The organism is Faecalibacterium sp. 7 (assembly GCF_049562865.1).
GTDB classification, from domain to species: Bacteria; Bacillota; Clostridia; order Oscillospirales; family Ruminococcaceae; genus Faecalibacterium; species Faecalibacterium wellingii.
In genome coordinates this window covers 2,429,099-2,443,414 of record NZ_CP186911.1, presented here as the reverse complement: position 1 = coordinate 2,443,414, position 14,316 = coordinate 2,429,099, and the positions used below count along the sequence as shown (strand labels likewise).

At 53.2% G+C, this 14,316-nt stretch carries 13 protein-coding genes; 6 read left to right on the top strand and 7 right to left on the bottom strand.

What is annotated here, in order from left to right; genetic code table 11:
• Positions 1 to 106: 106 nt before the first annotated feature.
• The 6 genes from ACKXF7_RS12140 (at position 107) to ACKXF7_RS12115 (ending at position 6,952) form a co-directional block, all read left to right on the top strand.
• Complete coding sequence (locus ACKXF7_RS12140) at positions 107 to 1,066, top strand: PhoH family protein (RefSeq protein WP_249236627.1); 960 nt, start codon at positions 107 to 109, stop codon at positions 1,064 to 1,066.
• A 55-nt stretch (positions 1,067 to 1,121) separates the two neighbouring features.
• The gene (gene ybeY, locus ACKXF7_RS12135) at positions 1,122 to 1,613 is read left to right on the top strand and encodes an rRNA maturation RNase YbeY (protein WP_249236628.1); all 492 of its coding nucleotides are present in this window, start codon (positions 1,122 to 1,124) and stop codon (positions 1,611 to 1,613) included.
• 49 nt (positions 1,614 to 1,662) lie between these two features.
• Positions 1,663 to 2,601: a GTPase Era gene (era, locus tag ACKXF7_RS12130; protein WP_423741434.1), complete on the top strand. Its 939-nt coding sequence runs from the start codon at positions 1,663 to 1,665 to the stop codon at positions 2,599 to 2,601.
• A gap of 195 nt (positions 2,602 to 2,796) precedes the next feature.
• Entirely contained in the window at positions 2,797 to 3,543 is a 747-nt protein-coding gene (recO, locus tag ACKXF7_RS12125; protein WP_249236630.1) for a DNA repair protein RecO, read from the top strand.
• 16 nt (positions 3,544 to 3,559) lie between these two features.
• Positions 3,560 to 5,971 (top strand): endonuclease MutS2, encoded by a 2,412-nt coding sequence (locus ACKXF7_RS12120; RefSeq protein ID WP_423741433.1) that lies wholly within the window; start codon positions 3,560 to 3,562, stop codon positions 5,969 to 5,971.
• A gap of 291 nt (positions 5,972 to 6,262) precedes the next feature.
• Positions 6,263 to 6,952 (top strand): N-acetylmuramoyl-L-alanine amidase family protein, encoded by a 690-nt coding sequence (locus ACKXF7_RS12115; RefSeq protein WP_423741432.1) that lies wholly within the window; start codon positions 6,263 to 6,265, stop codon positions 6,950 to 6,952.
• A gap of 591 nt (positions 6,953 to 7,543) precedes the next feature.
• On the opposite strand, the gene ACKXF7_RS12110 is transcribed toward ACKXF7_RS12115, so the two are convergent.
• The 7 genes from ACKXF7_RS12110 to queA form a co-directional block, all read right to left on the bottom strand.
• On the bottom strand, positions 7,544 to 8,743 hold the full coding sequence (locus tag ACKXF7_RS12110; RefSeq protein WP_423741431.1) for a tyrosine-type recombinase/integrase: 1,200 nt from the start codon (positions 8,741 to 8,743) through the stop codon (positions 7,544 to 7,546).
• A 15-nt stretch (positions 8,744 to 8,758) separates the two neighbouring features.
• Positions 8,759 to 10,162 carry a DNA repair protein RadA gene (gene radA / locus ACKXF7_RS12105; protein WP_423741430.1) on the bottom strand — a complete coding sequence of 468 codons (1,404 nt, stop codon included), beginning with the start codon at positions 10,160 to 10,162 and terminating at the stop codon, positions 8,759 to 8,761.
• Between the two features lie 96 nt (positions 10,163 to 10,258).
• A complete protein-coding gene (locus ACKXF7_RS12100; protein WP_423741429.1) occupies positions 10,259 to 11,008 on the bottom strand; it encodes a hypothetical protein in 750 nt (249 codons plus the stop codon).
• A gap of 28 nt (positions 11,009 to 11,036) precedes the next feature.
• Positions 11,037 to 11,432: a TIGR04086 family membrane protein gene (locus tag ACKXF7_RS12095; protein ID WP_423741428.1), complete on the bottom strand. Its 396-nt coding sequence runs from the start codon at positions 11,430 to 11,432 to the stop codon at positions 11,037 to 11,039.
• 75 nt (positions 11,433 to 11,507) lie between these two features.
• Positions 11,508 to 11,819, bottom strand: a complete 312-nt coding sequence (gene yajC / locus ACKXF7_RS12090; protein WP_005942086.1) for a preprotein translocase subunit YajC — start codon at positions 11,817 to 11,819, stop codon at positions 11,508 to 11,510.
• A gap of 73 nt (positions 11,820 to 11,892) precedes the next feature.
• Complete coding sequence (gene tgt / locus ACKXF7_RS12085) at positions 11,893 to 13,038, bottom strand: tRNA guanosine(34) transglycosylase Tgt (RefSeq protein WP_423741427.1); 1,146 nt, start codon at positions 13,036 to 13,038, stop codon at positions 11,893 to 11,895.
• Positions 13,039 to 13,134: 96 nt separating this feature from the next.
• On the bottom strand, positions 13,135 to 14,163 hold the full coding sequence (gene queA, locus ACKXF7_RS12080) for a tRNA preQ1(34) S-adenosylmethionine ribosyltransferase-isomerase QueA (protein ID WP_423741426.1): 1,029 nt from the start codon (positions 14,161 to 14,163) through the stop codon (positions 13,135 to 13,137).
• Positions 14,164 to 14,316 lie beyond the last annotated feature (153 nt).

Below are 14,316 nucleotides of genomic sequence, written 5' to 3'. Positions count from 1 at the left end.
AAACGCTGGATACAATAAAAATATTTTGTGCAATTTTCATAGTTTTCTAAATGATGTTTTGGTGGTACAATAGAAGCATTAAAATAGGTCTTTTCAGGAGGAGCACATGGCAGAAAAGAACATTGAACTGGATAGCGTAGAGGTGGCTGCGGCGGTCTTTGGCAATTGTGACCGCAACATCCGTCTGCTGGAACACGAATTTTCGGTTACGGCAGTCTGCCGAGGCACGCAGCTGCGGCTCTCGGGCGAGCCTGCTAACGTTGCCGCTGCGAACCGTGCCGTGGAAGGGATGCTGCTTCTGATGGAAAATCATACGCCGCTGGAGGATCAGACGGTGCGTTACTGCATCAGTCTGGCTCACGACGGTGCGGAAAAGCGGGTCAAGGAACTGACCGAGGACTTTGTAACGGTGACGGTCAAGGGCCGTCCTATCCGGCCTAAGACTTTGGGACAGAAAGAATACCTGAATGCGATCCGCAGCAATGCCATCACCTTTGGCGTTGGCCCGGCGGGCACAGGCAAGACCTATCTGGCTGTGGCCATGGCAGTGAAAGCGTTCAAGGCCAAGGAAGTATCCCGCATTGTGCTGACCCGCCCGGCAGTGGAAGCAGGCGAGAAGCTGGGCTTCCTGCCCGGTGACCTGCAGCAGAAGGTAGACCCCTATCTGCGCCCACTGTATGACGGCCTGTTTGATATGCTGGGTGCCGAGACCTATGAGCGTCTTGTGGAAAAACAGATCATTGAGGTGGCGCCTCTTGCCTATATGCGAGGCCGCACGCTGGACGATTCCTTTATTATTCTGGACGAGGCGCAGAACACTACGCCCGAGCAGATGAAAATGTTTCTGACCCGCATGGGAGTGGGTTCCAAGGTCGTGGTCACCGGTGATGTGACCCAGATCGACCTGCCGGAGCGAACACGCAGCGGCCTTGTAGACGCACTACATGTGCTCAAGAATGTGAACGGCATTGCGCAGTGCTACTTCACGGAAAAGGACGTTGTGCGTCATCGCCTTGTGCAGGAGATCATCAAGGCCTATGAAAAAGCTGCACACCCTGAAAAATAAGATCCTCAGAGTTGAGATAAATAATTATCAAAAGCAGAAAGGAGTGGACTGATTTATGTCCAATAAAGTTTTGATCACCAATTCACAGAAGGCCGTCAAGGTTCCTTCTGGTCTGCGTATCCTTATCCGCCGTGCCTGCAATGCTGTACTGGAATATGAACACTTTGAAGCACCTGCAGAGATCAGCGTTACCTTTGTGGATAACGCTGCCATTGCAGAGCTGAACAACCAGTACCGCAACAAGCCCATGCCCACTGATGTGCTGAGTTTCCCTCTGGGGGTGGATGGCAAATACGATGTGGACGAGAACAACGGCTGCAAGATGCTGGGAGATATCGTCATCAGCATGGAGCGTGCACAGGAGCAGGCCAACCTTTACGGCCATCCGCTGCAGCGTGAGGTGGCTTTCCTGACCGTGCATTCCATGCTGCATCTGCTGGGCTATGACCACGAGAATGGCGGTCTGGAAGCGATGCATATGCGGGAAAAAGAAGAGGCCGTTCTGCTGCAGCTGGGTCTGCCGCGCACCGTCAGCTATACCGAGTAATTCACTTATCACCGTGCGGCTGCCGCACAAAACAGACAGGAGCTAAATTTTGAGTAACGCAACACCTATTCAGGGGCATTATGATACGTCGTCCGTTTTTGTAGCGGTCATTGGCCGTCCCAATGTAGGCAAATCCAGCCTGACCAACCTTCTGGTCGGCGAAAAGGTGGCGATCGTCACCTCCAAGCCTCAAACCACCCGTACCCGCATCACGGGCGTCATTACCCGCGGGCCGCTGCAGTATGTTCTGCTGGATACGCCCGGTGTGCACAAGGCACGCAACAAACTGGGTAAGCGGATGGACAAGACGGCCAGCGACTCCATTGCAGATGTGGACGTTTCCATGATGCTGTTTGAGCCCTATGGCGCATTGAACGAATCCGAAATGGTGCTGGTGGATATGCTGCGCAGCAGTGGCGGCCCGGCTATTGCCGTCATCAACAAGACGGATCTTGTCAAGGAGCCTGCCGATCTGGAGGCCCGCAGGGAAGAGCTGAAAGCGCTGGGCGTGTTCGATGATATCTACACAGTCAGTGTACGGGATAACAACGGCTGCGAGGTGTTGTTCGATGCACTGAGCCGTTATGCCGTGGAGGGCCCACATTACTTTGATGATGACGCCTACACCGACATGCCGGAAAAAGAGCTGGTGGCAGAAGTCATTCGTGAGAAGGCACTTCTGTTCATGCGGGACGAGATCCCGCACGGCATCGCCGTTGTGGTGGAACGTTTCAAAGAGCGCCCGGACACAGACCTGATCGATATTGATGTGAACATTTACTGTGAGCGTGAAAGCCACAAGGGCATGGTTATTGGCAAGGGCGGTGCAATGCTGAAAAAGATCGCCAGTGCAGCCCGTGCAGACTGCGAGGAGTTTCTTGGCTGCCGGGTCAATCTGCAGTGCTGGGTCAAGGTAAAGTCAGATTGGCGGGATAACGAGTTTTTGCTGAACAACTTTGGTTTTAAGCAGAACAATAACAATCGCTGACACTTTCCAGATCAGGACAGATTTCCCTTGGATGAAGGAGCAGAATAAAACTGAAACTATCCACAAAAGGGAAGAGGTGCTGTAAGATGGATGCGCAGACAAGCTGGCAGGCGTTTGCCTGCACGGGCAATATCCTTCGCTATCTCGATTATAAGCAAAAGCAGCCGGAAGAAGCCACAGCAGAGGACAGGGAAAATGGAAGCCTTTGTAACCACGGGTCTGGTACTGAAGGAGACCCGCTATAAGGAATCGGATCGGATCCTGACGATCCTGACGCCGGAGCTGGGTGTGATCTCAGCCTCTGCACAGAGCAGCCTGCGGCTGAAAAGCAAATTGTTCAGCGCCTGCGGGCTGTTCTGCTATTCAGAGTTTACGCTGGTGCCGGGCCGCAACATGTATACCGTGCGGGAAGCCGAAGTGAAAAACGTCTTTCACGGCATTTCGGCCAGCATTGAAGGCATGAGCCTTGCGATGTATATGGCTGAAATGGCAATGACTCTTTCGCCCACCGGGCAGGAAGCACAGCGGGAACTCCGGCTTTTGTTAAACTGCTTTTATATGGTCAGTGAGAGCAAAACAGATCTGCGGGTGGTCAAAGCCGTTTTTGAGCTGCGCACAATGAGTGAATGCGGCTTTATGCCGCAGATCGTATGCTGCCGTGACTGCGGTGTGTACGATGGAGCCGCCTTTTATCTGGATGTGCAGGAGGGGCATCTGCTTTGTGCGGATTGTGCCGCAAAGCAGGGTAAGACCTGCAATCTGGATCAGGGCGCTTTGTATGCATTGCGGCATATCTGTCTTGTAGACGACAAAAAAATATTTGCATTTAAAATATCTGTGGGCAGTCTGGAAAAGCTTGCTGCGGTGGCAGAGCGGTATGCTCTGGTCCATCTGGATAAGCCCTTGAAAAGCTATGACTTTTTAAAATCGCTGCTGCCCTGAGCATAAAGGAAACCCTATGGAAACAAGTTACTTAAAAACACTGGAACTGGATAAGATCATCGCCCGTGCAGCAGAAGGCTGTGTGTGCAAGGAAGCACATGAGATGCTGCTTGCCCTTCAGCCGCAGTGCGACCCGGACGAAGTGCGCTATGCGCTGGAGCAGACCGACGCGATCAATACCCTGCTGATCAAGAATGGCTCGCCTCGTTTTGGCGGTGTAGAAAATGTCAGCCAGCTGGCGGCACGCGCGGTCAAGGGCGGTGTGCTCTCAATGGGTGAGCTGCTGATGGTAGCCGGTGCGCTGCGCAATTTTCAGAATCTTTCAAGCTGGTATGGAGCATCAGAGCACGATGCTCTGCCGACAGATGATCTGTTCTATGCACTGGCACCGCAGCCAAGTCTGGAACAGCAGATCTCCAGCGCCATTCTGGCACCGGATGCCATGGCAGACACGGCTTCCCATACGCTGAATGACCTGCGCAAGAAGATCCGCGCCACCGAAAACAGCATCCGAGACCGCTTGGAAAGCATGGTGCGCAACATGGACACCTCCAAATATCTGCAGGAGAGTGTGGTATCCATGCGCAACGGCCGATATGTTGTGCCGGTCAAGAGCGAATATCGCGGCGAAGTGAGCGGCATTATCCACGACGTATCCTCCACCGGAGCCACTGTTTTTGTGGAGCCGCAGGCCGTTGTGGAAGCAAATGCCCGCATTTTGCAGTATCGCGCACAGGAAGCCCAGGAGATCGAACGCATATTGGTGGCGTTCACTGCACAAGTGGCCGCCATCGAACCGCAGTTCCAGTACAGCTATAAGGCCATGCTGGAAATTGACATTCTGCTGGCAAAAGCGCGTCTGGCGCTGGATCTCAAGGCCTTTAAGCCTGCTGTGCGTACAGACAATTCTTTCTCTCTGATCCGTGCGCGGCATCCGCTGATCGATCCTAAAAAGTGCGTGCCGGTAGATATTGCATTGGGCAGGGAATACGATTCGCTTATTATCACCGGCCCGAACACCGGCGGTAAGACCGTCACTTTGAAAACCGCCGGTCTGCTGTGCGCTATGGCGCAGTGCGGCTTTTTGATCCCGGCTGATGAGCGCAGCGAGATCTGCGTATTTGACGAATTTCTGGTAGACATCGGCGACGAGCAGAGCATTGAGCAGAGCCTTTCCACCTTCTCCGGCCACATGAAAAAGATCACCGGAATCCTGGAGCTTGCCATGCCGCATACGCTGGTGCTGCTGGACGAGTTGGGTGCCGGCACCGACCCCGCTGAGGGCGCTGCATTGGCTGTTGCCATTATTGAGGAACTGCGCCGCCGCGGCGTTTTGCTGATGGCCACCACCCATTACGCAGAGCTCAAGGTGTTTGCACTGGAAACAAAAGGCGTGGTCAATGCCAGCTGTGAGTTCGATCTGGAAACACTGCGCCCCACCTACAAACTGAGTGTCGGCGTACCGGGCAAATCCAATGCATTCCTCATCAGTGAAAAACTTGGCATCCCGGAGCGTGTCATTGAAGCGGCGCAGCAGCATCTGTCCGCAGAGGATAAGCGGCTGGATGCTGTTCTGGGGCAGCTGGACGATTTGAAATTACAGCTGAAGGAAAGCCAGAACGAGGTGGAAGAGCTGAAAAATGAGGCCTCTCATCAGCTGGAAGCCGCCCAGAAAAAACGCGATGAGCTGATCCAGCAAGGCGAAAATGAGCTGGAAGCCGCCCGTGCCAAGGCCCGCGCACTGGCTCAGCAGGTGGAAAGTCAGGCCTACGCTCTGACCGATGAGCTGCGCCAGCTGCAGAAAGATGAACGCATGAGCACCCAGCAGAAGGCACGGCGCGCACGTGAGATTGCAAAGAAAGAATCCGAAAAACTCTTCATCGGCACAGAAGTGGTGCACAATCCCGTCAAGGAGTTTGTGCCGCTGAAAGAGGTCAAAGTAGGGCAGGAGGTCTGCATTGCAGAGCTGAACCAGCTGGCCACCGTGCTGGCTCTGCCGGATAAAAACGGTGATGTGCTGGTGCGTGCCGGTATCATCAAGACCAAGGTCCCGCTCAAGGGATTGAAGCAGCCGGAAAAACTGGTCAAGGAAAAGAAACCGCAGACCAAGGCGCAGCAGCGCTACTCCCGTCTGACCGGTGATGCCAACCGTCCAAACGGCAGGGTAGAGCGCGTGCAGCGTTCTGCTAAAATGGAATGCAATCTGCTCGGTCTGACCGTGGACGAAGCGTTGCCGGAGGTGGATTCCTTTATTGACCGTGCGATTCTGAACGGGCAGACGGTGGTCTACCTGATCCACGGCAATGGAACCGGTGCGTTGCGCACAGCCATTCATAAGCATCTGCGCGGAAACCGCATGGTCAAAAGTTTTCGTCTGGGACGCTACGGCGAAGGTGAAAGCGGCGTGACCGTGGTAGAACTGAAATAACAAAAAGCTATCCGGAGTATGATCTGGATAGCTTTTTTCTCTTGATCTGCAGGAATTTGCTGCGCAAGATCGTATTCTATAAGGAATACTGATATTAGAAGGAAGTAGGCCAACATGGCAAAACGATATTCCAAAGCCGCACATGCAAAAAGACACAAACAAACTTCTCACAAAATCAAAAACGTCATCATCCTGATTTTTTGCGGGGCGGCTATCTGGTTTTGCTGTTCACTTTGGTACGCAGCACGGACGCTGCAGACGGCTCACCCCGCTGAAAGCATTGCCGGTGAAGTGTTTCGGCCACAGGTAGGCGACCCGCCATACCGGGTGGTGATCGATGCCGGGCATGGTGGTGCAGACCCGGGCGCAAGGGGAGTCGTTGAAGAAAAAAATATGACGGCTGCCACAGCAGCAGAACTGATCCGATTGTTACAGCAGGATGCAAATTATATCCCGCTGCAGACCCGTAACAGCTTCGATGAGACCGCAACGCCTGCACAGCGTGCGGCCCGGGCTTCGGAGCAGTCGCCGCAGCTGCTGCTCTCTATCCATGGCAACTCTGCTGCAAATGGCTCCACGGCATCCGGCTTTGAATGCTATCCGTCCGTACCGGGCCGCACCTGGCATCAGGAAAGCTTTTATTTTGCACAGCTGCTTGCGGAAGGGATGCAGGCCTCAGGCGCAGCATTGCGCGGGCACGGGGGAGTCCGGTACATCTATTATCTGGAAAACGATCAGAAACAACTGGTGGAGAGCACCCATACCGAAATACGGGAAGAACGCAGCTTTACATTGTTAGAAGACGTGAACTGTCCGGCTGTATTGGCAGAACAGTGCTTTGTAACAAATGAAGCCGATGCAGCACGGTTCGGCAGCGAAGAAGGCTGTAAAAAAGCGGCACGCATTTATTATGAGGCGATCTGTGAATACTTTGGCACACAGCCGCAGTCTGAACAGCTGGCCGGACTTTCCCTGAATTGAACAAAAAGAGATGTACCGGCAGAACGATCCTGTTCCAGACGATGCACTCACAAACGGGTCTCTGAACTCGAAGGTGGAAGAGAGAGGAGATCTGCTTTTTTGATTACATTTATTTCGTATAATGCACGTTATGTGAAATACAGGGAAGCGAAAAAAGCCTCTTTTCTCAGATTCGGCTTTTTCGGCAGTCTGTGGACCTTTCGCTGACTGCAGTGCTGTTTTATCGGCTTTTTGCAGTTTTTCATCGTTTGATGCATTTCATTTGCGTTTTGCTGTTGTAATTCTTTTTCCGAATCATTTTCTATAACGGGTTTTACCGGACGCACATGCATTCGCTTTCTGCGTACAGTGTTCTTTTTCAGGCACGCATCTTTTACATTCATTATGGTATCCGTGTTAGAACCATTCTGATCATTTTATTTTTCTGTGCATGACCATTCGTTCGTGCTATTTTAATTCGTTGGCTGGATTCCGGCCTATGATTCCATGATAACCTATAAAAACGTCTATGACAGATCCGAGTCCTAGACCTGTCACAGACGGTGCAGATTCATTTTATATAATGAGGTGTTTCTTGCTTATAAGTAAAAATCAGTCGTTCCGGTTTTCAATGTCAGCATTCTGCGCCATGGCAAGCGCAGCAGCGTCCAGACCAATGCCATCCTTGGCTGCGCCGTCAAACGCTTCCATCGGCACAGGCTCTTGCTCCGGCATTGTTTTCTCGCTGCTCTCCCCTGTTTCCTGTTCTGTTGTATCCAAGACTTTGGGCTCGGATTTTGGCTTTTTGAGTTTACCCAGAGGGTTTTCCTCAATAGCGGCACGCACCTGAAATTCTTGCAAATGCGTGTAAATTTGGGTGGTAGAAACGCTGCTGTGACCCAGCAGCTGCTTTAAAGTCAGAATGTCCACATTCCCAGTCTGATACATCAGAGTGGCTGCAGTGTGTCGCAGCTTATGGGTTGAAAAGCCCTTCAGTCCGGCAGCCTTCATGGCACCGGTAACAAGCTGCTCTACCCTGCGGTTTGAGATGCGTTCCTTGCGCCGCCGGGTGATGAATACGGCTTTTTCCTGCGGCAAAAGGCCCTCCATCGTGTTGCGCTTGCTTAAATAGAGCTGCAGTGCCTCAATGCATGCGTCATTCAGATAGACCATGCGCTCCTTATGGCCTTTGCCGAACAGCCGGATCTGGCGGTTTTCCAAATCGATATCGTCAAGATTCATTCCTACCAACTCGGCCAGACGCATCCCACAGTTCAGGAACAGCACGACCATGCAGTAATCTCGTTCTGGAAAATCGCTTTGTGTCTGCGTGCTTTCCAAAAGTTCAATGGACTGTTCCGCTGTCAGGTATTTGGGCAGAACTTTATCCTGCTTGGGTGGATGGATGGCGGCTGTGGGGTCCGCATCCAGCCGGTTGACCTGATTGACCAGATAATCATAAAAGCCGTGCAGACTGGCCAGCCGCCGGGCGGTCGAAGATTTTTTGTTGCCGCATTCACGGCTCAAAAAATACAAATATTCATAAATATCTTCTTTTGTGACCGTTGCCCAGAATGCGGTATCCAGACCTTTCGGGTCGATGTCCTTCATTTCACTGTCATCCGGAACAAGGCCGCGGCGACGCTTCATGAAACGGCTGAAGCCGCGCAGGTCACAGTAATAACTGAATGCCGTATTGGCGCTTTTGCCCGCGATCACTTCCAGATAGCGGACATATTCTACGATATCCTGTGAAGCATCATCGAATGGCTTATGCTTGCCAGGATTTTTTTCATCCAGATAGATCGACATAGTTTCCTCTTATATTTATAAACGGTCCGATTTCAGCGCGTTGATGGCATCCGCGATATAGGCTGCACCGACCAGCTGCATTCCCGGGTAATCTGCCGGGTTCAGATGATTCAGGCTGTGCTTCGGGATCACCGCGCGTTCAAAGCCAATACGTTCTGCCTCGTGCAGGCGCTGTTCCAAATTGGGAACGCTGCGTACTTCACCGCCAAGGCCGACCTCGCCAATGGCGATCAGCTTATCGCTGACAGGCCTGTCCAGCAGCGATGAGACCATGCTCAGGCAGACCGAAAGATCACAGGCTGTATCCCGCAGTGCAATGCCGCCCACGATATTGATATAGACATCCAGATTGCCAAAGAAGTAGCCTGCACGCTTTTCCAGCACAGCGATCAGCAGATTCATGCGGTTGTAATCGTAGCCGCTGCAGGCACGGCGCGGTGCCGGAAAATTTGTTTTGGTGGCGAGAGCCTGAATCTCGCTCAGGATGGGCCGACTGCCTTCCATGGTACAGGCCACACAGTTGCCGGAAACGCCCAAGGGCCGCCCCTCCAAGAGCATCTGCGAAGGATTTTCAATTTCTGCAAGGCCCTGCCCTGTCATATCAAACATGCCAAGTTCATTGGTGGAGCCGTAGCGGTTTTTGGCCGCACGCAGGATGCGGTACGGCAGCATTTTATCGCCCTCAAAATAGAGCACCGTATCCACAATGTGCTCCATGACCTTGGGTCCTGCAATGGCACCGTCCTTGTTCACATGGCCCACGATAAACATGGGGATCTCCTGCTTTTTGGCAACGGCCAGTAAGCGTGCAGCGCTCTCCTTTACCTGACTTACGGTGCCGGAAGAGGACGAAATATCCATGCAGCGCATCGTCTGGATAGAATCGATGACTACCAGATCCGGCTTTTCCTTTTCGATCAGGCCGCAGATTTCATCCACGTCGTTTTCAGCTGCCAGAAAAATGTTGTCCTGCGGCACCTTCAAACGGGCCGCACGCAGCTTGACCTGCCGCACCGATTCCTCGCCGGTGATATACAGCACGCTGTGCCGGTTGGAAATAGCACCGCACAGCTGCAACAGCATGGTGGACTTGCCTACGCCGGGCTCACCGCTCAGCAGCACCACGCCGCCCAGCACAATGCCGCCGCCCAGCACGCGGTCCAGCTCGGAAATGCCCGTCAGGATGCGGCTCTTTTCTTCTGTGGTGCTGATCTCAGAAAGGCGCTTGGCTGTCAGGCTGGTCACGCCCTCGGGCCGCGCCGCTGCTGCCTGCTTGGCTGCGGCGGTGCCGGGTTTGGGGGCTTCGGCCACAACGTCTTCATTCATGGTGTTCCAGCTGCCGCAGCTGGGGCAGCGGCCCATCCAGCGGGGGCTTGTCTCCCCGCAGTTGGAGCACACATAGACTGTCTTTATTTTCATCAAAAGCTCCTGTTTTCATTGTATCGGTTTTAGTTTTCTCTATTGTAGCATACAACATGCAAACCCGCAAGAAAAGCATCTTCAGATGCTCCCTGATCAAAGCCGACTGCTGATAGCGGCAAGCGCAGTGGAGACCCCGCATAGAGGCAGGAACAAAACGACAGTGAGCAGATAGGCGCGCATCAGCGTATTGAGCCGGATTCTCTCGTGCCCCGAACAAAAATCCGGAGTGAAAAAAGAACAGGCGCGTATCTGCCCGCTTACCCGCAGAGCATCCGCTCCAAAGATACATAGCCCATCGGCTGCCGCAGCAGCAGGCAGCAGCGCAACGAGCAATCTCCCTGCGTTTCGTTGCAGTTCAAACAGCTGGACGGTCAGCATTCCGCTTCCCAGCCCGTAGAACATGGCAAACAGGAAGATCAGAACCGGCCCCAGTGCAGAAAACCCCAGCAGCAGAAGGACCGTTGCCGCAAAAACCAATGTAAGATACTGTATACCGAAAAGATCGATCGTCGCCTGTGGACCTGCGACAGCAAACAGCTTGCTCCATGCCTGAAAATAGTGGGCTGTCCAATCCAAAGGCTGTGCTGCGCACATTGCCTCAATCACTCCGGCAGCCATGCTGCCAAGTAAAAATGCACAGACGAGCAGCCAGCAATTTTTCTGCCCGGATATCTGCCGGGATGCAGATTTTTGTATAGACGAACGCGTTTGAGACGGTGATCCTTCATCCGGCAATTCCGGCCGCAAGGGTTCGGCTGACCCAAGGGCCGGAGTCATGCTGACCTCCGGGCATGGATGCCCTGTAAATTCTTGATCGGCTGCAGTCTGCTGATAGACCCACATTACAAAACCTCCTGTGAACTTTCTCCTGTCAGCTGCGGCGCTTGCTCTCACGGCTCTTCATACCAAGAAAGCCTCCGATGCTGCCGCACAAGATCACGATTGCAAAGCGCATCTGTGCACCACTTTCGGTGATAGCTCCGGATGGGATACTGAGCACACAGAGCAGTGCGGCATAAAACACGCCCTGCACAAGCCCGCAAATCAGCCCGCGCTCTTTTTTACAGAATGCTGCTACCCAGCCGCCGCAGAAGCTTCCGACACCAACGGCAGCTGCGGCAAGAGGTTCGGCGGCTGTACCCGGACATTTTTGAGCGACCATCCATGCGGCCATTGCCGCCAGACATACCGCCGTTACTACAAAGGCAGTCCCGCCTGCCAGAAAGAGAAACCGGAGTTCCGCCGGGGAAAACTTTTTCTCAGACATAAAAACGCGCCTCCCTGCCAGTAATCTATGCAGGAAGACGCGTTTGATATGCTCTTAATTGTTTGAAGAAAAAGCTTACTTCTTGTCAGCCTTGTCCATGTTCAGCTTTTCAACTGCAGAAATTGCAGTCTTGGTAAAGCGGATCTTCACACGGTCGGCACCGGTCTCAAGAACAAAGGTATCGTCCTTGATCGCAACCACACGGCCAATGACGCCGCCGATGGTCGTGACCTGATCGCCGATCTCCAGACTGCTGCGCATTGCAGCGTCCTTCTTCTCCTGCTTCTTCTGGGGACGATAGATCATGAAGTACAGCAGGACCAGCATCAGAGCCAGCGTGAAGAACAGGCTGATGTAGCCTTCGGACGTAGTAGTCAGAAATTGCATGGGGCAAAATCTCCTCTCAAAATTCAGATAAAATTATTATACCTTTTTAAACGACAGGTTGCAAGGGCTATTCTCAAATTCGGGTATCCAAAAGCTTTACATAGTTGTCGTGGAAGGCTGTAAAGGTACCGGCATCCAGTTCATCGCGGATGCGCTCCATCAGATGGTTATAGAACCACAGGTTGTGCATGACAGCAAGGCGCATTCCCAGGATCTCTTCTGCTTTGAACAGGTGACGGATATAAGCGCGGGAATAGCTACGGCAGACCGGGCAACCACAAGCAGGATCGATGGGGCGTTCATCGCGCTCATACTTTGCATTCTTGATGTTGATGATACCGCCCCAGGTGTTCAAGTGGCCGTGGCGTGCATTACGGCTGGGCATCACGCAGTCAAACAGATCCACGCCGCGGGAAACTGCCTCAATGATATTGCCCGGCGTGCCCACGCCCATCAGGTAGCGGATCTTATCCTTGGGCATGTGGGGCTCCACCTGACTGATCATTTCATACATCACCTCGGTGGGCTCGCCCACAGCCAGACCGCCGATGGCGTAACCGTCCAGATCGAGGTCTGCGATCTGCTTCATGTGCTCTACACGCAGATCCGCAAAGGTGCAGCCCTGATTGATGCCGAACAGAAGCTGATCGGGATTTACGGAGATGCCCTCATGCTTCAGGCGGGCCATCTCATCCTTGCAGCGCTTCAGCCAGCGGGTCGTGCGTTCACAGCTGGCTTTGGAGTAATCGTGCTGGGCGGGGTTTTCCACGCATTCATCAAAGGCCATGGCGATGGTAGAGCCAAGGTTTGCCTGGATCTGCATACTCTCTTCCGGGCCCATAAAGATGCGGTGGCCGTCCAGATGGGAGGCGAAGGTCACCCCCTCTTCGGTGATCTTGCGCAGCTTGGCCAGACTGAACACCTGAAATCCACCACTGTCCGTCAGGATGGGGCCGTTCCAGCGGGTGAACTTGTGCAGACCGCCCATGTCTGCCACCACCTTGTCGCCGGGACGAAGGTGAAGATGATAGGTATTGCACAACATCACCTGCGCACCGATCTCCTTAAGGTCATGGGCCGAAAGGCCGCCCTTGATAGCACCGGCAGTAGCCACGTTCTGAAAAGCGGGCGTCTGCACCGTGCCATGCACGGTTTTGAACTCGCCCCGCCGGGCGTCATGTTCCTGCTTGAGCAGCTTGTAGGTCGTCAAAGAAGGCATAGTTTTTATTCCTTTCTGTGCACGGAAAACAGCCGTGCAATCTTCATGAAAAAGCCCGGGATCAGGCTCATCAACAACAGAATGCCGGGAAAAGGATCAGAGGATCAGCATCGCATCGCCAAAACTAAAGAAGCGATAGTGTTCCTCCACAGCTACTTTATAGGCAGCCATGGTCTTTTCGTAGCCGTACAAGGCCGATACCAGCATGATAAGGGTGCTTTCCGGCAGATGGAAGTTCGTGATAAGGCCATCGATGCAGTTGAACTTCACGCCCGGGTACAGGAAAATGGAGGTGTTGCCGCTGCAGGCGCGGATCTCGCCGTACTTTGCGGCAACAGCTTCCAGCGTGCGGCAGCTGGTGGTGCCCACAGCGATCACACGATGACCGGCGGCTTTGGTGTCACGAATCATCTGCGCGGTCTTTTCATCGATGCAGTACCATTCGCTGTGCATTTTGTGATCCGAGATCTCATCCTCCTGCACAGGGCGGAAGGTGCCCAGACCCACATGCAGGGTCACTTCAGCAATGTTCACGCCCTTGGCACGGATGGTATCCATCAGCTCCGGCGTGAAATGAAGGCCGGCCGTAGGGGCTGCAGCACTGCCAAGCTCCTTTGCGTAAACAGTCTGATACTGGCTCTGATCCTCCAGCTGCTTTGTGATGTAGGGCGGCAGAGGCATTTTGCCAAATTCGTCCAGCTTTTCATAAAGCGTCTCAGTATCGTAATAAAATGTAACGTACTTGTTGCCATCTTCCATGGTCTCATCCACCACAGCAGTCAGGGAGCCATCGCCAAAGCTCACTTTGGTGCCGGGCTGCATCCGCTTGCCGGGCTTTGCCAGACATTCCCACTGGTCACCTTTGACCTGACGCAGCAAAAGCAGCTCACACACAGCACCGGTGGGCTGCTTGACGCCCACGATGCGGGCAGGCAGAACCTTGGAATTGTTTACCACCAGCAGGTCGCCCGGCTCTAAAAATTCCGGCAGATCGTGGAAGATCTTGTGCTGGATGCTGTCGTCTTTCTGGCTCAGCACCATCAGCCGTGCAGAATCTCTGGGGTCAGCCGGCTCCTGTGCAATGAGCTCTTTGGGTAAATCATACCAAAAATCTTTTTTTAACATAGCGTGCAATTTGCCTTTCCGATGATTGACACGGATACCGTATCAATGATATCATAAAATCTGTGTAAACAGTATCTATTATATTGCATTGCTGTCCGGTTTGCAAGCCGTGAATCTATGTAATAGAAATATTTATTGATTGAGTTCGCTTTC